At 46.8% G+C, this 18,616-nt stretch carries 15 protein-coding genes; 9 read left to right on the top strand and 6 right to left on the bottom strand.

What is annotated here, in order from left to right; genetic code table 11:
- Nucleotides 1-302: 302 nt before the first annotated feature.
- The 4 genes from rny to pheT all read right to left on the bottom strand — a co-directional run bounded on the left by rny (nucleotide 303) and on the right by pheT (nucleotide 5,181).
- Nucleotides 303-1,865 (bottom strand): ribonuclease Y, encoded by a 1,563-nt coding sequence (gene rny / locus VM802_RS31355; protein ID WP_325538349.1) that lies wholly within the window; start codon nucleotides 1,863-1,865, stop codon nucleotides 303-305.
- 174 nt (nucleotides 1,866-2,039) lie between these two features.
- Nucleotides 2,040-2,333, bottom strand: a complete 294-nt coding sequence (gene zapA / locus VM802_RS31360) for a cell division protein ZapA (RefSeq protein ID WP_325538351.1) — start codon at nucleotides 2,331-2,333, stop codon at nucleotides 2,040-2,042.
- A 22-nt stretch (nucleotides 2,334-2,355) separates the two neighbouring features.
- On the bottom strand, nucleotides 2,356-2,664 hold the full coding sequence (locus tag VM802_RS31365) for a hypothetical protein (RefSeq protein WP_325538353.1): 309 nt from the start codon (nucleotides 2,662-2,664) through the stop codon (nucleotides 2,356-2,358).
- An 87-nt stretch (nucleotides 2,665-2,751) separates the two neighbouring features.
- A complete protein-coding gene (pheT, locus tag VM802_RS31370; protein WP_325538355.1) occupies nucleotides 2,752-5,181 on the bottom strand; it encodes a phenylalanine--tRNA ligase subunit beta in 2,430 nt (809 codons plus the stop codon).
- A gap of 473 nt (nucleotides 5,182-5,654) precedes the next feature.
- Between pheT and dnaB the strand changes: the two genes are divergently transcribed.
- The 3 genes from dnaB to VM802_RS31385 all read left to right on the top strand — a co-directional run bounded on the left by dnaB (nucleotide 5,655) and on the right by VM802_RS31385 (nucleotide 9,396).
- Nucleotides 5,655-7,217, top strand: a complete 1,563-nt coding sequence (gene dnaB, locus VM802_RS31375; protein WP_325538357.1) for a replicative DNA helicase — start codon at nucleotides 5,655-5,657, stop codon at nucleotides 7,215-7,217.
- Between the two features lie 103 nt (nucleotides 7,218-7,320).
- Nucleotides 7,321-8,667 (top strand): MATE family efflux transporter, encoded by a 1,347-nt coding sequence (locus VM802_RS31380; RefSeq protein WP_325538359.1) that lies wholly within the window; start codon nucleotides 7,321-7,323, stop codon nucleotides 8,665-8,667.
- 21 nt (nucleotides 8,668-8,688) lie between these two features.
- Complete coding sequence (locus VM802_RS31385) at nucleotides 8,689-9,396, top strand: RsmE family RNA methyltransferase (protein WP_325538361.1); 708 nt, start codon at nucleotides 8,689-8,691, stop codon at nucleotides 9,394-9,396.
- A gap of 188 nt (nucleotides 9,397-9,584) precedes the next feature.
- On the opposite strand, the gene VM802_RS31390 is transcribed toward VM802_RS31385, so the two are convergent.
- Complete coding sequence (locus VM802_RS31390) at nucleotides 9,585-10,346, bottom strand: TerC family protein (RefSeq protein WP_325538363.1); 762 nt, start codon at nucleotides 10,344-10,346, stop codon at nucleotides 9,585-9,587.
- 25 nt (nucleotides 10,347-10,371) lie between these two features.
- Complete coding sequence (locus VM802_RS31395; RefSeq protein ID WP_325538365.1) at nucleotides 10,372-11,397, bottom strand: quinone-dependent dihydroorotate dehydrogenase; 1,026 nt, start codon at nucleotides 11,395-11,397, stop codon at nucleotides 10,372-10,374.
- Between the two features lie 312 nt (nucleotides 11,398-11,709).
- Here VM802_RS31395 and VM802_RS31400 point away from each other — a divergent pair, with 312 nt between their 5' ends.
- The 6 genes from VM802_RS31400 to VM802_RS31425 form a co-directional block, all read left to right on the top strand.
- Nucleotides 11,710-12,228, top strand: coding sequence for an RNA polymerase sigma-70 factor (locus VM802_RS31400; RefSeq protein ID WP_325538367.1), 519 nt, complete (start codon nucleotides 11,710-11,712; stop codon nucleotides 12,226-12,228).
- A gap of 95 nt (nucleotides 12,229-12,323) precedes the next feature.
- On the top strand, nucleotides 12,324-13,316 hold the full coding sequence (locus tag VM802_RS31405; RefSeq protein WP_325538369.1) for a FecR family protein: 993 nt from the start codon (nucleotides 12,324-12,326) through the stop codon (nucleotides 13,314-13,316).
- Nucleotides 13,317-13,411: 95 nt separating this feature from the next.
- Nucleotides 13,412-16,036, top strand: a complete 2,625-nt coding sequence (locus VM802_RS31410; protein ID WP_325538371.1) for a carboxypeptidase-like regulatory domain-containing protein — start codon at nucleotides 13,412-13,414, stop codon at nucleotides 16,034-16,036.
- An 11-nt stretch (nucleotides 16,037-16,047) separates the two neighbouring features.
- Nucleotides 16,048-16,902, top strand: coding sequence for a DUF4249 domain-containing protein (locus VM802_RS31415; RefSeq protein WP_325538373.1), 855 nt, complete (start codon nucleotides 16,048-16,050; stop codon nucleotides 16,900-16,902).
- 846 nt (nucleotides 16,903-17,748) lie between these two features.
- On the top strand, nucleotides 17,749-18,090 hold the full coding sequence (locus tag VM802_RS31420) for a DUF6686 family protein (RefSeq protein ID WP_325538375.1): 342 nt from the start codon (nucleotides 17,749-17,751) through the stop codon (nucleotides 18,088-18,090).
- A 162-nt stretch (nucleotides 18,091-18,252) separates the two neighbouring features.
- Nucleotides 18,253-18,616: pyridoxal-dependent decarboxylase (locus VM802_RS31425; RefSeq protein ID WP_325538377.1), on the top strand; the 364-nt coding region annotated here is incomplete at its 3' end.

The following is an 18,616-nucleotide window of genomic DNA, read 5'->3' on the forward strand; positions in this document are numbered from 1 at the left end:
CAGACCAGCTCACCTTTGTCTACATACCATTTTTCAGTACCATGAATTTTCCATCCATCGAGATTTTTTCCATTAAAGAGCGACTGTGCTTTCTGTGCGAAAGCTCCGGTAGCGCCAAGTAGGAGGGTAGTGCCAAGCGCCAGTTTTAAGATAGTCTTATTCATAACGATTATTTTGTTTGCTGATCTGTCTGGTGAAGACATGTAGTTGATCAATAAAAAAAGTCCTTCCTGTTGTAGCAGGAAGGACTCCAATATAATGTCTAAAATTTAATTCTCTAAATCAAAAGGATGAATGCAATATTATCTTGCGATGTTCACGGCTCTTTTCTCACGGATCACGGTTACTTTGATCTGGCCGGGGTATTGCATTTCAGTCTGGATCTTGTTGGCAATTTCGAATGACAGGCGGTCGGCGTCGTTATCAGATACTTTGTCGCTTTCTACGATAATACGCAGTTCTCTACCGGCCTGGATAGCGTATGCTTTTTCCACGCCTTCATGAGCCAGGGCGAGGTTTTCGAGATCTTTGATACGTTGCAGGTAGCTTTGCATGATCTCACGGCGTGCGCCAGGGCGGGCACCGCTGATGGCATCGCAGGCCTGCACGATGGGGGAGATCACGTATTGCATTTCCATTTCGTCGTGGTGAGCGCCGATGGCGTTCACTACAGCGGCGTGTTCGCCGTATTTCTCTGCCAGCTTGGCTCCGAGGAGGGCGTGGCTCAGTTCAGTTTCTTCATCGGGCACTTTACCGATATCGTGCAGCAGACCGGCGCGTTTGGCAAGCTTAGGGTTGAGGCCCAGTTCCGCGGCCATTACAGCGCAAAGGTTAGCTGTTTCTTTGGAGTGCATGAGGAGGTTCTGGCCGTAGGAAGAGCGGAAACGCATTTTACCTACGAGGCGAACCAGTTCTTTATGCAGGCCGTGGATACCCAGTTCGATAACGGTTCTTTCACCGATATCCATTACCTGTTCTTCCAGTTGTTTCTTGGTTTTTTCCACCACTTCTTCGATACGTGCAGGGTGGATACGTCCGTCCTGAACGAGGCGTTGCAGGGACAGGCGGGCGATTTCACGACGCAGCGGGTCGAAGGAGGATAATACGATTGCTTCAGGGGTATCGTCTACGATGAGGTCCACACCGGTTGCGGCTTCAATGGCACGGATATTACGGCCTTCACGACCGATGATCTGGCCTTTGATCTCATCACTTTCCAGCGTAAATACGGTGATGGTGTTTTCGATGGTCTGCTCTGCGGCAGTACGCTGGATGGATTGAATGATGATCTTTTTGGCTTCTTTGTTAGCCTTTAACTTGGCATCTTCAATGATCTCCTGTATGTGGGATAATGCCTGTGAGCGTGCTTCTTCTTTCAGGCTTTCTACGAGCTGGTGTTTGGCTTCTTCAGCCGTGAGACCGGCCACTTTTTCGAGGCGGCGGATATGCTCTTCCTGATGTTTCTCCAGTTCGGTACGCTTAATGGTTACCAGTTCCATCTGGCGGTTCAGCGTATCTTTGATCGCTTCATTTTCGTTGAGCTGTTTCTGAAGCTGTTCATTTTTCTGGTTAAGGGCCTGTTCTTTCTGTTTTATCCGGTTTTCAGACTCAGCAATTTTCTGGTTGCGCTGAAAAACTTCTTTTTCGTGCTCGCTCTTTAATTGCAGGTATTTTTCTTTTGCTTCCAGCAGGCGGTCTTTCTTCAGATTCTCAGCAGTGAGCTGTCCGTCAGCGATTATTTTTTTGGCTTGTTGTTCGGCGTCATCAATTTTCTGCTGCGTATTTTTGGCAAATATCACCTTACCTAGCACTATGCCTATAATTAACGCCAGCACGGCTGCTATTGTTATTAGTGTAACATCCATATGAATTGTTTATACTTGAATTTATATATATAGTATTGTACTGCCCAGCCCGCTGCTAAAACACGACAGGGGCGGGAACTGACCCGCGAAAATACAAAAAAATAGCAGTAAAGCGTGATTAATACGTGATAATTAGCGAATTAGCTAAGTCATTGTTTAGCAGAGCGTAATATGTTAGCCCAATGCCTGGTTGATAATTTCTTCCAGTTTTTCCAGTTTTTCGTGCAAGAAGGGGGCGGTTACAGCCTGCGCCTTGCCTCCACTGGTTCCGGGGTGGGTGGCGTACATGATGAGGGCCATAGCGATGTAGTCCTGCTGGTCTTTACCAGCATAGGAGGTTTTAAAATCAACGATCTTCTCATTCACTTCTTTCATAATACGGCGTACCTCTTCTTCTTCTTCCGGTCTTATTTTGATCCGGTAAGAGCGGTCTGATACGACAATATTAATGGGAATAAGTTGTTCCATGAAAATCGGTTTATTTTAAATATCATCCGTTCAGTAGGGCGATGCAGCGATCAATTTCCTTAATATAGTCATTGATACGGCTGCGGACTTCCTTTCTGAAGGCTTCATTTTCTTCTGCTATGGCGACACCTCCCCCAGCTGCTGCTGCGAGTTTGCTCAGCTGCAGCTTTTCTTCCAGGCCATGTATCACCTGCTGCTGTTGTAGCAGCGTTTCCTGTTGCGTAATGACTTCCTCTTTCAGCGATGCATTCTCCGCCTGCAACTGCAGGTGTTTTTTCACCAGCAATTGCAGTTTTTCTTCAATGCGTTGAATGTATTGCTCTAATACCATGATTAAGCGTTTACGATTTCTTTATCTTTTTATGTTGATATTCTGAAAGCCAGAAGATCTGTGTAAAAAAATGAAAAAACGATAAAACTATTTTCTTATTTCTGCTTGTAACTGCGATTCAAATGTTTTTACCAATTTGTCCATCACACTATCGATCTCCTTATCGGTAAGCGTTTTCTGGTTATCCAGGAATGTAAAGCTTACTGCGTAGGATTTTTTACCGGCGCCCAATTTTTCGCTCTCGAACACGTCGAACAGATTGATTTGTTGTAACAGCTGTGATTTCACGCTGCGGGCGGCGGATTCGACGGCGGCAAACTTCACCTGCTTGTCCAGCACGAGTGCCAGGTCGCGGCGAACGGCCGGAAAGCGGGGTATTTCCCTGTAAAAGTTATCACTTTTTTGCAAGAGTCCCAGTATTTTATCCCAATTAAATGTGGCGTACCATACTGGCTGCTTGATGTCGAACTGCTTGAGTTTCTTTGTGGTTACGCCTCCGAGGGTTACCACGGGCTGGTTTTTTACCTTTATTTCCCAGGCCGGCTGAAGGCTGGGATCGCTGCCTTCCACCCATTGCAGGCTGCTGAAGCCGAGCTGGCGGAGGGTATTTATTACAAAACCTTTCAGGAACCAGAAGTCGACAGGGCTGGATTTGTGCATCCAGGTTTCTGCCGTTTTCTTACCGGTCAGGTATAATGCGAGGTGGTTGTTTTCCCCATAACCTTTTTCTTTTACGGTATATGTTTTACCGAATTCGAAGAATAAGAGGTCTTCATTCTTGCGGTTCAGGTTATGAGCGATGCTTTCCAGGCCGGTTTCCAGCATGGAGGGGCGCATAACGTCCAGCTCTACGGTGAGGCTGTTTATCATCTTCACGGTATGCTCCAGCACTTCCGGTGTAAAGTATTTGCTGTTGGTGATGGAGTTGGTGAAGATTTCGTTGAAGCCGTTGCCGGCGAGGTAATCGGCGATTTTTTCCCTGACCCTCTCCTGATCCGGCTGGGAAGAGACAGATGGGGAGATTGTTATGCGGGAAGGGATTTCGATGTTATCCAGGCCGTCAATACGCATTACTTCTTCTACCAGGTCTGCGGGCAGGCTGATATCGGGTTTGCTGTAAGGTACGGCTACTTTCAGGCCTTCGGTTGTTTCAGACAGGATGTCGAAGCCCAGGCTGCGCAGGATATTTTTGATCTTGTCGGCCGGGTAGTTGCTGCCGCTCAGCTTTCGTATATAAGCATACGTGGTTTCCACGTGGGTTTTGTGGCGTATGTCCGGATATACGTCAATGATGCCGGAAGCGGCCTGGCCGCCTGCCAGTTCACATATGAGCGATGCTGCACGTTGTAATACGAATACGGTATTAGAAATATCCACTCCTTTCTCGAAACGGGAGGCTGCGTCAGTGCGCAGACCGTGGCGGAAGGATGTGGTGCGGATGCCGCCGGGGCTGAAGTAAGCGCATTCCAGGAAGACAGTCTGGGTGCTATCACTCACGCCTGAATGAAGACCACCGAAAACGCCTGCAATACACATTGCTTCGCCGGCGCCGTTGCAGATGATGAGGTCAGTGGCGTCGAGCTTTCTTTCTTTTTCGTCCAGTGTTACGAAAGGAGTACCCTGCGGGAGGTTTTTCACGACAACCGCGTTTCCTTTGATGGCGGCAGCGTCAAAGGCATGCAACGGCAGTCCTGTTTCATGCAGTACGAAGTTGGTAACGTCTACGATATTGTTGATCGGGCGTACGCCGATGGCGACCAGGTGGTCTTTCAGCCAATCGGGAGAGGGGCCTACTTTCACGCCGGTGATGCTGATGCCGCTATAGCGGGGGCATGCCTCTGTATTTTCGAGGGTAACGCTGATGGATAAAGGGGTGGCTGCCTGTGGCAGTTCCTTTATTTCAGGCAGTTGCACCTGGTATTTATGAGTATGTTCAATATTGTTGAGGAAAGCACATACGTCTTTAGCTACGCCGATATGGCTCATAGCGTCCATGCGGTTGGGGGTAAGCCCTATTTCGTATATCCAGTCCTGTGCGGGTTTGAATATTTCACTGGCGGGTGTTCCTGGTTGCAGTGACGGATTGAGCACCATGATGCCGGCGTGGCTGTTGCCAAGTCCGATTTCATCTTCTGCGCAGATCATGCCCATGCTTTCTTCTCCGCGGATCTTTGCTTTCTTCATGGTGAGCGGTTCGCCACCAATGGGATAGATGGTGGTTCCTACCGGGGCTACTACCACTTTCTGGCCTGCGGCCACATTGGGGGCGCCGCATACAATGCGCAGCGGCTCGCCATTACCAGTGTTTACGGTGGTGAGTGTCAGTTTGTCGGCATTGGGATGCTTTTCTGTGGTGAGCACTTCTCCTACTACCAGTCCGGCCAGGCTACCTTTCACGGCTTCAAATTTTTCAAGGCTTTCTACCTCCAGCCCTATACGGGTCAATATGGTGGACAACTCCTGCGGTGTGGGCTTCACCGGTAAATATTCACATAGCCAGTTGTAAGAGATCGTCATTTTGTCTGCTCGGTTTATTATAAGAAGCGTAAAGTTAACAACAAAACAGGATTTCGCCTGTAGCTTTTGGCTTTAAGTTTTGGAGAAGCAGGTGTAACGTGGAAAAACGGGTATTGGGTATTACGGTTTTTGTTTGTGGAAAAATCTTTTTACACAATGTCTGTGAATAATCGGACCTTTGCCATGAATTTTTTCCTGTTTTAGTGGATAACCATGGTAAGGTCAGTGGATAACTGACATTTCGCCGGTGGATAAACTGTGTATCCGGCTTAATAAATTTAGTCATCAAATAAAAGATGTTAATTAAAAAAATGACTTTACCTTAGTTTGTACGGCTCGCAAAAATTTACAATTTCTTAAAATTGGAATTGTTCCGGAATGCTAAAAATTACACAGGAATAATGAGTTGAATTTCGGGAGAGAACCCGTTGACAGTAACCTTTTATTAACTTTTTTTAATACACTAACCATAAATGGATCTCAATCTTAAGAAAGACCGCAATGTGCGCAGGAAACCGTCCATTGAAGTGTCATCCTTGGTGTATGGCAAGATACCACCACAGGCAAAAGAGTTGGAAGAAGCTGTTTTGGGAGCCATAATGCTGGAAAAAGGTGCTTTTGATATTGTGGTAGAGATATTGAAAGGCGAGTGTTTTTATGTAGAAGCACACCAGCTGATATTTTCCGCCATGACTAAGCTGGCGGCTAAATCCATGCCGGTTGATATCCTCACTGTGACGGAAGAACTGAAGTCGATGGGTTCACTGGAGGCAGTAGGCGGGCCGTTCACCGTTATGAAGCTCACCAATGCGGTGGTGTCTTCGGCAAACATTGAAGCCCATGCGCGTATCATCCTGCAGAAATTCATACAGCGTGAACTGATCCGTATCTCGGGTGAGATATTGACGGAATCGTATGAGGACACGGCTGACGTATTTGATCTGCTGGACAGTGCGGAATCTAAATTATTTGAGATCACTAATAATCACCTCCGTAAGAACTACGATTCCATTGACCGCGTATTGGTGAACACGATGAAGCGTATTGAGGATCTGCGTAACAAAGGAGATGATATTACCGGGGTGCCATCCGGCTTCCCGTCGTTGGATAAGGTTACCTATGGCTGGCAGTCGACGGACCTTATTATCATTGCCGCGCGTCCTTCTGTGGGTAAGACCGCGTTCGCGCTGAACCTGGCGCGTAATGCTGCGCTGCATCCGCGGTTCCCGAAAGGAGCTGCTGTGTTCTCACTTGAAATGTCTTCCGGCCAGATTGTACAACGTATTCTCTCGGCTGAGTCAGAAATAAAGCTGGAAAAGATTTCCCGTGGTAAGCTTGAAGAGTATGAAATGAAGAAGCTGATGACCCACGGTATCGAGCGCCTTGCGAAAGCGCCGATATTTATTGATGATACGCCGGCACTCAACATTTTTGAGTTGCGTGCCAAATGCCGCAGGCTGGTGCATAATCATGGTGTGGGAGTGATCATCATCGACTACCTGCAGCTGATGAGTGGTAGTAGTGAGGGCCGTAATAGCAACCGTGAGCAGGAGATCAGTAAGATTTCGAGGGATCTGAAGGGGCTCGCGAAAGAGTTGCAGGTGCCTGTTATTGCATTGTCGCAGTTGAGCCGTGATGTGGAAAAGCGTAAAGACGGTAACAAGATGCCTCAGCTGAGTGACCTTCGTGAATCCGGAGCTATTGAGCAGGATGCCGACATGGTAATGTTCCTATACCGTCCTGAATATTATGAGATCAACACCAACGAGATGGGTGAATCCAACAAGGGTGAAACCCATGTTCGTATAGCCAAGCACCGTAATGGTCAGCTTGACACCATCAAACTGAGAGCCGTACTGGAGTTTCAACGTTTTGAAGATGATGGCAGCCTCGAAAACCCAGGTGGTGGCGGCAATCCGTTTACAGGCATCCGTCCGCAGGGAGGCAGTAATGATGAGGCGAAGCTGTACATACAGAAGGGTTCCCGTATGAATGATATGAACTTCGATGAAGGTTTTGAAGATGCACCGTTCTAGCAACTAAAAGATATTGCGTAAAGGCCGGCATCTTACAGATCGCCGGCCTTTGTTTTTATATCTTATATTTATTTCCAACGATAAAAGATTCAAAGAAGAACCAATGAAACAGCTCTATTTAAAGTATAAAGGTTTTTACAGGGACAATTTCAGCCTGGCTTATCCTGTAGTTATTTCGCAGATTGGCCATACGCTGGTGGCTTTATCTGACAGCATCATTATTGGTCATACCGGGAAAGTGCCACTGGCAGCCGTTTCGCTGGGGAATGGCCTTTTCGGTATTTTCATGGTAACAGGCATTGGCATGTCTTATGGCCTTACACCACTTATTGCACAGGAGAACGGACGTGGCAACAAAGGCTCCATCGGGCATCTGCTCAGTCACAGCCTGATTGTGAATATGACAGTAGGTGTATTGTTGTCGACCTTCATTTATTTCGCCAGCGCTTATATGGACAGGCTGGACCAGGAGCCGGACGTTGTGAAGCAGGCCATTCCTTTCCTGCGCTACCTGGGCTTCTCATTTGTTCCGCTCATGTTGTTTCTGACCTTCAAGCAGTTTGCAGAGGGGCTGGGCTTCACCAGGCAGGCGATGAATATCAGTATTATCGGTAACCTTATCAACATCGTAATTGGTATTACGCTGGTGTATGGCTTCTTTGGTCTGCCACGTATGGGTGTGGTAGGTGTGGGTATTGCTACATTTACCGACAGGCTGATTATGGGTATCACGATGGCTTTTTATGTGTTGCGTTCACCCAGGTTTAAGCCTTATCTGCAATCTTTCGGATTTTCGAATATTAAGATGTCGTCCATAAAGAAGATCCTGGGTATAGGCGCCCCGGTAGCCCTGCAGTATGTGTTTGAAGTGAGCGCATTCAGTGGCGCTGCTGTGATGGTGGGCTGGATTGGCGCAGCGGAACTGGCGGCGCATCAGATAGCCCTGAGTCTTGCATCCATGACTTATATGATGGCCAGTGGTATTTCTGCCGCAGCCGGTATTAAGAGTGGTAATAATTTCGGGAAACAGGATTATGTATCACTGCGGTTATCGGCTATCGCCAGTTATCATATGGTGCTGATACTGATGGGTACAGCTGCATTGGTATTTGTAACATGCAGGTTCCTGCTGCCAACTATGTATATCAATGACCCGCAGGTGATCAGTATTGCCGCTGGCTTGTTGATCATTGCCGCTTTCTTCCAGTTGTTTGATGGTGCACAGGTAGTAGGACTTGGTATCCTACGCGGGCTTGGCGATGTACGTATGCCAACGCTGATAACGCTGGTGGCTTATTGGGTGATAGGTCTGCCGCTGGGTTATTTCCTTGGTGTTCATCTCAAATTCGGTGTGGAGGGTATCTGGTGGGCGTTGGCGCTTGGGCTGTTATGTGCGTCAATACTGTTGTTTGTCAGGTTTCATGTCAAAACAAAGCGACTGGCATTATAAACCTCGTTACCTTTGTGGATTATGGAACTGCCCATTTTTTATGCGTCGGACCTGCATCCCGATGCTGACCATTACACTATGAATGAGGATACGTCCAAGTATTGTATCCAGGTGTTACGTCATGAGAACGGCGACTATGTGCTTTTGGCTGATGGCCGCGGACGTAAGTATACTGCGGTGATCACTGACGATAACCGTAAGCGCTGCATTGTGCGGATCACGCAACTGGACCAGATGCTGCCGCCGGAACGTGCGCTTCGTATAGCTATTTCCTTTACCAAGAACACATCGCGCATAGAATGGTTCCTGGAAAAGGCTACGGAGATCGGTATTCAGACTATCATCCCGCTGGTTACCCAGCGTACAGAGAAGGAGAAGATAAAAGCTGAGCGCCTGCAAGGCATATTGGTATCTGCGATGTTACAATCAAGACAGTATTATCTTCCTGAATTGCAAGAGCCGCAGGCATTTGACAAGGTCATACAAAACGCTGCAGAACCGCAACGATTTATTGCGCACTGTTTGCCTGAGCAGAAGAGGTCCTTGCAGCAGGCTATGCAGCCGGGAAAAGATACATTGATACTGATAGGTCCTGAGGGTGATTTTACTCCTGAGGAGGTGAAGGCTGCGCTGGATAAAGATTTTGAGCCGGTGTCACTTGGTACGACCCGTTTGCGTACAGAAACGGCGGGCATGGTGGCGGTGACGCTGATGAATAACGGACTGTGATTTATTTGATTGTTTTGATTTTTCTGATGAGCGAAGATTGAAGCTTTCTTTTCAATATTATAATCTGACCACATAAAAGCGAAAGGCCCATTCAGCTGAACTTATTGCTGAATGGGCCTTTCGCTTTTATTTAATATAACACGGAACCTCGCTCATGAGGAAAATCAAAATAATCACGCCAATCACAGTTAGAGTTTGGGTTCATTCAGTTCCACTGGTTTGGGGGATTTCTTACGCATTCTCATATTGAGCATTTCTACTCCGAAAGAGAAGGCCATAGCGAAGTATACATAGTTTTTCAGGTGCAGGTCATGAGCTCTGTCTGCGTCCCAGCCTTCCACGATGAGGATAGCGCCTACCATTACGAGGAATGATAGCGCCAGCATTTTTAGTGTAGGGTGTTTGTGGATAAAGTCGCTGATGCGGGGCGCGAAGAGGAACATAACGATCATGGCAATGATCACGGCCACGATCATCACGGGTATTTGTTTGGCCAGGCCGACAGCGGTGATGATACTGTCGAAGGAGAAGATGGTATCGATCAGTATGATCTGTCCTACTACATTGAGGAGGGAGGTGGTTGTTTTGCCACCTTTAACGGCAACTGTTTCATCGTCGCCTTCCAGTTTGTGGTGGATCTCCATGGTGGTTTTCACGAGGAGAAAAAGGCCGCCACCGAGCATGATCAGGTCGCGCAGGCTGAAGCCGTGGCTACCGATATGAAACAGTGGATTTACTGCTTTTACGATGAAGCCGATGCAGAGGAGGAGGATAATTCGTACGGCCATGCCCGTGAACATCCAGATCCGTCGAGCTGCCGGTCTTTTTTCGGCGGGCAGCCTGTTCATTACAATAGATACAAAGATAACATTGTCGATACCCAGTACTACTTCCATGAGTACCAGTGTAAAAAGACTGATGAGTGACTCAGCAGTGAGAAATTGTTCCATATAGGTTAGAATTCAGATAATACAGTTATGAATGCAGTCCTGCACAGATCTTTTTCACAATGATCGGGCCTTCGTATATGAAGCCGGTATATACCTGTACCAGTGAGGCGCCGGCATCCAGTTTTTCTTGTGCGTCTGCTGCGGTAAAGATGCCGCCTGCCGCAATAACCGGGATGTTGCCTTTACTGTGGGTATGGATATAACGGATTACATCTGTGGATTTCTGTTTTACGGGAAGTCCGCTTAATCCGCCTGCGCCGATACTTTCCACGGTGGAAGCGGGTGTCAGCAATCCTTCGCGGCTGATGGTGGTGTTAGTCGCGACGATACCAGCCAGTTTGGTTTCCTGTACGATTTCAATAATATCGTCCAGTTGTTCTGTGGTAAGGTCGGGTGCTATTTTCAGCAGTATTGGTTTTGGTTTCAGTTTTTGTGTATTGAGCAGTTGCAAGTGATGCAGCAGTTGCTTCAGCGGTTCTTTTTCCTGGAGCGCGCGCAGGTTGGGTGTATTGGGCGAGCTTACGTTCACCACAAAGTAATCGACTACTTCATAGAGAGCGTGGAAGCATTTTTCATAGTCACTTACGGCCTCTTCATTGGGTGTTACTTTGTTTTTCCCGATGTTACCGCCTACGATGATGTCTGATCTTTTCTGGCGGAGGCGTTTAGCGGCGGCAACTGCGCCTTCGTTGTTAAAGCCCATTCTGTTGATGAGGGCTTTGTCTTCCGGGAGGCGGAAGAGGCGTGGTTGGTCGTTGCCGGGCTGTGGCAGGGGGGTGACCGTCCCTATTTCCACAAATCCGAAGCCGAGGCATGACAGCTCATCTATGTATTTGGCGTCTTTATCGAAGCCGGCAGCCAGCCCCACCGGGTTAGCGAAGCGGAGGCCAAATAATTCGCGGGCGAGATCTTTTCTCTTTACGTCGCAGAAAGCCCTCAGTATCTGTTTGCCAAGGGGGATTGCGTAAACTGTTTTGATACCACGCATTACGCTGTGGTGGATGTTTTCCGGCGGAAAGCGGAAAAGGATTTTTTTAATCAGGTTGTACATTGCGGGGTCAAAGATAACTATGATTTTTGTGATTGGGCGTGATTTGTGAGATGAATAAGGGGTGTGACTGATGGGGAGTGCAGGCGGGGGAAGATGAAGGGTGAGCGAAAGATAGGTGGACCTGAAGCTTAAATAATGAGGTAACAGAATATTTTTATAAGATTAGTGAGGGGAATGAGGGGGGAAGCCGTCATTAGTATGATTTGCCGATGGCGAGGGGGATAATTCCCGGGAAACATACCTTTTGCTCAGCAGGAAAATCACACTAATCATAAAAAATAAAAGTCAAAAGTCCTAGTTTTGTGACATATCATGTTGGACCTCCAGACATTCGAACATCTATTTAAGGAGAATCATGCACAATGCATCGCCTTTGCCACTCACTACACGGGAAATGCCCATGAAGCGGAGGAGATTGTGCAACAGGTATTCCTGCGCATATGGGAGAAGCGTGACAGCATCAGCATCAGCGGCCCCGTAAAGGCATACCTGTTTTCGGCTATCCGCAATACAGCTATCAGCCAATGGAGGAAAGATAATGTGAGATCAGAAAGGGAGACCTTCTACGGTACTGCCCGGGAGACGGCTACGCAGGCGAGCGATCAGGTAAAGGAGCTGGAGACGCTCTATCACAAGGCGCTGGAGCGGCTGCCGGACCGTTGCCGTGAGGTTTTTGTATTGAGCAGGCAGCAGAATATGAAATATTCTGAGATTGCCGCTACTATGAATATTTCCGTAAAAACAGTTGAAAATCAAATGGGAAAGGCGTTACGCATCCTGCATGCGGAACTGAAGGAGTACCTGCCTTTGTTCACCGGGTTCCTGTTTTGAAAATAATTTTACAGGCATAGGGGATGTGCGTTATGACATGCGTCTAATTATTACAGGGCCGCGGTGCGGCGATAAAAAATACAACTACTAAACTAATGACACCAAATTATCCTGACGAAGCGTTGTACACCTTGCTCTGCAAGTATCTGCTCGATGAAGCGGATACGGAGGAGCGTGCATGGGTGGATACATGGCTGCAGGATGATGCAGGTAATGCTGCATTACTGGGCTCTCTCGGAAAGGTGCTGGATACTGCCGCTACACATGCTGTAGTAGTGGAAACAGATACCAACCAATCCTGGGAGCGGCTGTACAATAAGATGAATATACCTGCCGGAGCGCCTACTCCTGTTGCTCATGTGCCGGAACTGACAGCTGTAAGATCTTCAGCCCGCTATACCTTGCTGAAGATTGCGGCGGTGGTACTGGTTGTATTGGGTGCAGGCCTCTGGTTTCTGAATACCCGTAGTGCCATAGAGAAATATGCTGGTCCTATGACGGCTAAACTGCAGGATGGCAGTAGCATAGAGCTGATGGAGTCATCCACGCTGGAAGTAGCAAAAGGTTATAACAGCAGTCACCGGAATGTATCCCTGCAGGGTGCTGCAACCTTTGATGTGGCCGGTAATGCCTCACAACCGTTTGTGGTGATGCTGGGCCATACAGAAGTAAAGGTGCTGGGCACCCGTTTCCTTGTCCGCTATAATCCTGGTGAGGCCGGATTAACTGTACATGTAACCAGCGGAAAGGTGATGGTGATCAATCATGATAAGGCAGACAGCGTAATCCTTACCGAAGGGATGCTACTGCAACAGGACAGCAAACGACCTGCATTTCGTGTAACCTCCCATGTTGCAGATATTGCGAAAAGGTCCTTGTCATTTCATGATACCCCCCTGGAAGAGGTATTACATACCATCACCGAAGTGTATGACGTGAAAGTTGAGGTTGAAAATATTTCTTTGTTAAAATTAACTGTCAACACTAACTTCGGAGGGGAAAATATTGAAGAAGTTATTAACGCGCTGGCCATGACGCTTAATGCGAAATGGGAAAAAACCGGCGATAGACATTACATATTGAAGTAGGCAGTTAGCTGTCAGGAATCAGCCTTTAGCCTTATCGCTGAAGGCGGATTCCTGATGGCTAACTGCTATCCTGATAACTAGTCATCCTTTTAATTATGTCGTTAGCCACAAAGCTGCTGACGGGATTGTTGGTACTGCTCCTCCCGTTAAAGGTTTTAGGGTGGGACTGGCAAACAAGAGTTACTGTAGTCGTAAAGGATCAGCCTTTACAGGTAGTTTGTGAAATACTGGAGAAAACCTATGGTATCCATTTTTCATATAGCAGAGAACTTGTTAACCTATCCCGTAAAGTAACTATAACAGCATATCGCCAGCGCCTTAAAAATGTGCTGGAGGAGGTTTTTACGCCTTATGATATCCGTTATACGCGAGTGGGCGATCAGTTGGTGCTGCAAACTATTGTATGTTCTACACGCACCATCAGCGGCTATGTACAGGATGCTGCTACAGGAGAAAAGCTTCCCGGCGCCACCATTTATTCTCCTTCCCTGCGGCAGGGAACCACCACCAATCAATATGGATATTTCAGTTTTACATCAGCAAAAGATACTGGTGCGTACTTATTTTCCTATGTAGGTTATGAGCCATTGTTGCAGCATATTTCAGGCATCGGCAATCGCCTGGTTACTATTAACCTTCCACCAGCAGGGAGCTTGCAGGAAGTGGTGATAAGCGCCAGTGATGAAACGAAGATCCAGAATCAGACCCAGATGAGTAAAATAGGTCTTCCTCTTTCCATGGTGCAAGCCATGCCCAAGCTGCTGGGAGAAGCGGATGTAATGCGGACATTACAAGCGCTACCTGGCGTAAGCGGAAGCATGGATGGAGCCGGCGGGCTGCATGTCCGTGGTGGTAGTCCCGATCAGAACCTTGTACTGATGGACGGCAGTCCCGTATTTAATTTCTCCCATTTCTTCGGTATCTATTCCCTGCTGAATGCGGACCTGATAAAATCTACAGACCTTTATAAAGGCGCCTTCCCTGCACGTTTTGGCGGACGCCTCTCTTCCGTGGTGGACGTTTCGCTGAAAGACGGTGACATGAAAAACTATCACGGTGATGCCGCTATCGGTATGATCTCGGCCAAGATCAATGTTGAAGGGCCTATCAAGAAGGATAAAACCTCTTTCATTATCTCCGGCCGCCGCTCTTATCCTGATCTGGTATACAATGCTATTTTCAAATCGACTCCTGGCAGCGGTTCTTTGTATGTTTATTTCTATGATGTCAATGCAAAGGTTAACCACATTTTTTCTCCTAAGGACCGTATCTTCTTCAGCTTCTATAAAGGGGAAGATAATCTGCGTATTAAGCAGTCGCCGACGGATTCTTCTTCCCAGAGCGGGATGAAAGTGGAAAACAGCAAGTTCCGTATAGGGTGGGGTAATACTATCGGAGCTGTCAGGTGGAATCACATTTACGGGCCGAAACTGTTTTCCAATGTTACAGTTAACTATTCGGAATATGTGTTCACCTCGGAGATCTGGCTCAAGTCTGTTACAAAACGTACGGGGGAGATAACTGACCAGTCGGGTAGATATGGTTCAAGAATGAAGGATATAGGCGGAAAGATAGACTTTGACTATCGCCCTACGCCCCGTCATGGAATAAGGTTTGGGGCTGCACTGATGGGACATCATTTCAGGCCCGGAAGGTCAGACTATGAAGACAAGAACAGTCCGGTAAAACCATTAGACACCCTGAATACCAGCATTGATACCCGCGGCCTGGAGATGACTGTGTATGCAGAAGATGACTGGCAGGTGGGTCGTAATTTTTATGCCAACGTCGGCTTACATGCATCCGGATTTGTGGTAGACGGACGTTTCTATTATTCTCTACAACCCAGGTTGGGACTGAGATATATGCTGCCTGACAACTGGGCGTTAAAAGGAGCCTATACTCATATGAACCAGTATATCCACATGTTGTCAAACAATGGTATGCCGTTGCCAACGGATATCTGGGTACCTTCTACTCAAAGAGTGGCCCCGATGTTTTCACAACAGGTGGCAGCAGGGCTTGCCAAGACTGTTAAGGACATGACTTATGAGTTTTCACTGGAGGGATATTTCAAATCCATGTCCAATATGATCGAACCAACAGATCCTGGCCTGACAAATTTTGAACTGACGAAATGGGATGAGCAGGTAACGGTGGGTAAAGGCTGGAGTTATGGCGGAGAGATATTGTTGAAAAAGCAGAAAGGCAAAACCACCGGTTGGGTGGGCTATACGCTGGCGTGGAGCACGCGTCGTTTCCCCGGTGTCAATAATGGTAACATCTTCCCTTATAAATATGACCGCCGCCACGACCTGGAAGTGATACTGGCGCACAAGCTGAGCAAAAATTGGGAATTGTCCGCTGCCTGGCACTTTGCTACCGGTACGCCGCTCACACTGCCTGTTGCAAGCTATCATAGCGTGAATGGCGCTTCTCCCTGGGACCCGGGGGGCATTGATAATGGCGGAATAGACCGATATGGGACGCGCTATAATTACAGAACGCAAAATGTCCATCGCCTTGATGTAGGTATTACTTATACGAAGCAGAAAAAATGGTGGCGCAAAAGCTGGAACTTCAGTATTTATAATGTTTATAACCAGTCAAATCCTTTCTTCTATTATTTGAAAACTGATGATGAGGCAAGACAGCGTTATCTTTCGAAAGTATCAATTATGCCCATTCTGCCGAGCATCACTTATTCAGTAAAGTTTTAAAAAAGGGAGTAATGAAGAGAATATTCGTATATACATTACTGTTAGCAGGTGTTTTCAGCAGCTGTGAGAAGCGTGTGAATATCAGTCTTCCGTATGAAGGAGACCGGATTGTGGTTAATAGCCTTATTCAGCCTGACAGTGTAATGTATGTACGGATAACGCGCAGCGTACCGGTTTCTGTGTATGATGACAGTGGCTTTGAAGAGATTCCCAATGCGGCTGTTACATTGGAAGAGAATGGCACTATGCTGGCGTCGCTGAAACAGCAGCGAATATTAGGCCGTACTTATTTTGTTTCGACGGAGAAGGCAATGCGTGGCAGGAAGTATGATATTCGTGTATCCGTTCCTGGTATGACGCCGGTATCCGGTAGTGATACGCTTCCCTGTGCGCCGATAATCGGTAATGCATCGGCGCAGCGGGGTGGTAGCAGGATACAGTTTATGCTGACTGATCCTCCGGGTAGCACTGATTATTATCGCATACGTGTGTTCACTTACGGACCTACCCATCAACCGGATACTATACGTCAGTTTCAGTTGGATCCTACATTTAATAATAATATTGAAGATGTGCTTTCCAGTTATAACAACACCTTTCTTGTGATGCAGGATACCCGCTTTAACGGCAAGCAGGTGAATTTTGTGCTGGAAGCAAAAGATCCTCTTATAGATACAGACCAGGTGATGATTGAAGTAAGTGCGCTTACTTATGATTCCTACCGCTATTTCAAGACAATTGCATCGCAACAGAGAACCGCTACAGGCCTGATTACAGAGCCCATCAGGGTTTTTACGAATATAAATGCCGGCTATGGTATTTTTGCCGGTATTAATACAAAACGATTGGTCTTCACGCTGGAATAAGCTATGCATTGATCGTATGCGGAATGTTTTTTTCTGTATTGTCATAATTTTTCCGCATTTGATCAATTATTTACTTTTTTGTGACGTAGCTTTGCCGTAGCAAAATTTACTCCGCTATAATAATGTTACTATCTGTTTCATCGCTCAACGATGAAGGATGGTGCGTTTCATTAATCACTTAATACTACTGAAAGAACTATGATGTGCTTTCTCTGGAATGTACATCAGGAGGGACTTTTATGCCCTTCAATAATAACCTGCGGGAACATGGCGGAGTAAGATTGTTCCTGCGGGCCGATAGTGGCCCTGTTCCGGAGCAGGGCTGCTATTTATATAGCAATTGTGTTATTTCCTTATGTGGTTATTGTATATTAAGATAATCTGGCAGATTCTAACCGGAACAATAAGATCGGGTATCTCAGCTTTCGCTACGCTATACAGATGAATGGTTCCAGGAACCTGATGTATAGTAGGGCAGGGGAGGTTTCCCGCAAAGCAGCAAAAGAGCAAGAGCGCTAAGTTTTTTTAAGTTTAATAAGACTATTTAGTAGTACCCACAATGTTTGGGGGATATAAGAGAGCTCTTTACTAACTAAAAAAAACTTGGCGCTCTTTGCTCTTTTGCGAGGAACATTTTCCTTTTTGCGTAAGTCGTTTTCCTGATCCGATATTATCATGATCTCCACTGATCCTACTTTTGCCCTACCATATTTTACTGCGCGGTATATTTTGCTTATACACACACACATCTGTTGTTTGTACTCCATAATTATTAGTAAAGAGTGATGAAGTCCTGGCAGCGGCCGATCCCGGCCGCTGAAGGCACAAATCAGTAAACCCGGAAATATGTGTAATTATCAAACTTTATATCAGGGAAGTAACGGATATGTGATCCGTTGCCAGCATTGCAGGAGCCTTCAACTGGCTTTTGGTACAACGGTTGTTAACCTCAGTGCTGCAGAATTTGATTGTTTCGCTGTGATGATCTCCAGACTGGCAGATGAGCAACCCACTTCTGATCACGATCATGAGAAGATGATCTGTATGCCTTTGCCAGCAGATCATGTAATGATGCTGCTTACGCCTGCAGAAGTATATAAGCTGGCATCTATGGCCTCAGAAGTAGGCGCCCTGCTTGAGGCATATGCTATTCTTGATAATGCGTCCAGTTACTCCACTGAGGACTAGGGAGGAGTGCGAACCTTTGTTGTTAATCCTTTATACACTAGTGTTTTAGGTGATTGCCATGTCCGTTTTGTATTCCCTTTAAACTTTTTTTGCGGGAGGCTTGTTATGAGTGGTATCCTCAACATGTTGATGTAACCATTATCGTAACTAAAAAACCATTGTATGCCTCTACATGAAATCCTGAAATACTTCCGGGAGAAGGATAGCAAACCTGTTCCCGGAGCGGACATCTATACTTCACCATATATGAAGGAGGGGATTACACTCAGTAAAATGCCGCAGGAAACCCACATGCCCGAAAACGTATATTCCTTATTGAAGGATGAATTACTGTTGGACGGAAACTCAAAGCAGAACCTCGCTACTTTTTGTCAGACCTGGATGGACGAGCAGGTGCACAAGATCATGGACGATTGTATTGATAAAAATATGATCGACAAAGATGAATACCCGCAGACTGCCGCTATTGAGGACCGTTGTGTACATATTCTGGCTGATCTCTGGAATTCACCTGCTGCAAGTACTA

Origin of the sequence: Chitinophaga sp. (assembly GCF_035538455.1) — a bacterium.
Classification (GTDB): domain Bacteria; phylum Bacteroidota; class Bacteroidia; order Chitinophagales; family Chitinophagaceae; genus Chitinophaga.

Bases quoted from the DNA above. Each gene is read 5' to 3' on its own strand.
- rny (WP_325538349.1), bottom strand. From the start codon at position 1,865: ATGGATGTTACACTAATAACAATAGCAGCCGTGCTGGCGTTAATTATA.
- zapA (WP_325538351.1), bottom strand. From the start codon at position 2,333: ATGGAACAACTTATTCCCATTAATATTGTCGTATCAGACCGCTCTTAC.
- VM802_RS31365 (WP_325538353.1), bottom strand. From the start codon at position 2,664: ATGGTATTAGAGCAATACATTCAACGCATTGAAGAAAAACTGCAATTG.
- pheT (WP_325538355.1), bottom strand. From the start codon at position 5,181: ATGACGATCTCTTACAACTGGCTATGTGAATATTTACCGGTGAAGCCC.
- dnaB (WP_325538357.1), top strand. From the start codon at position 5,655: ATGGATCTCAATCTTAAGAAAGACCGCAATGTGCGCAGGAAACCGTCC.
- VM802_RS31380 (WP_325538359.1), top strand. From the start codon at position 7,321: ATGAAACAGCTCTATTTAAAGTATAAAGGTTTTTACAGGGACAATTTC.
- VM802_RS31385 (WP_325538361.1), top strand. From the start codon at position 8,689: ATGGAACTGCCCATTTTTTATGCGTCGGACCTGCATCCCGATGCTGAC.
- VM802_RS31390 (WP_325538363.1), bottom strand. From the start codon at position 10,346: ATGGAACAATTTCTCACTGCTGAGTCACTCATCAGTCTTTTTACACTG.
- VM802_RS31395 (WP_325538365.1), bottom strand. From the start codon at position 11,397: ATGTACAACCTGATTAAAAAAATCCTTTTCCGCTTTCCGCCGGAAAAC.
- VM802_RS31400 (WP_325538367.1), top strand. From the start codon at position 11,710: ATGTTGGACCTCCAGACATTCGAACATCTATTTAAGGAGAATCATGCA.
- VM802_RS31405 (WP_325538369.1), top strand. From the start codon at position 12,324: ATGACACCAAATTATCCTGACGAAGCGTTGTACACCTTGCTCTGCAAG.
- VM802_RS31410 (WP_325538371.1), top strand. From the start codon at position 13,412: ATGTCGTTAGCCACAAAGCTGCTGACGGGATTGTTGGTACTGCTCCTC.
- VM802_RS31415 (WP_325538373.1), top strand. From the start codon at position 16,048: ATGAAGAGAATATTCGTATATACATTACTGTTAGCAGGTGTTTTCAGC.
- VM802_RS31420 (WP_325538375.1), top strand. From the start codon at position 17,749: ATGTGTAATTATCAAACTTTATATCAGGGAAGTAACGGATATGTGATC.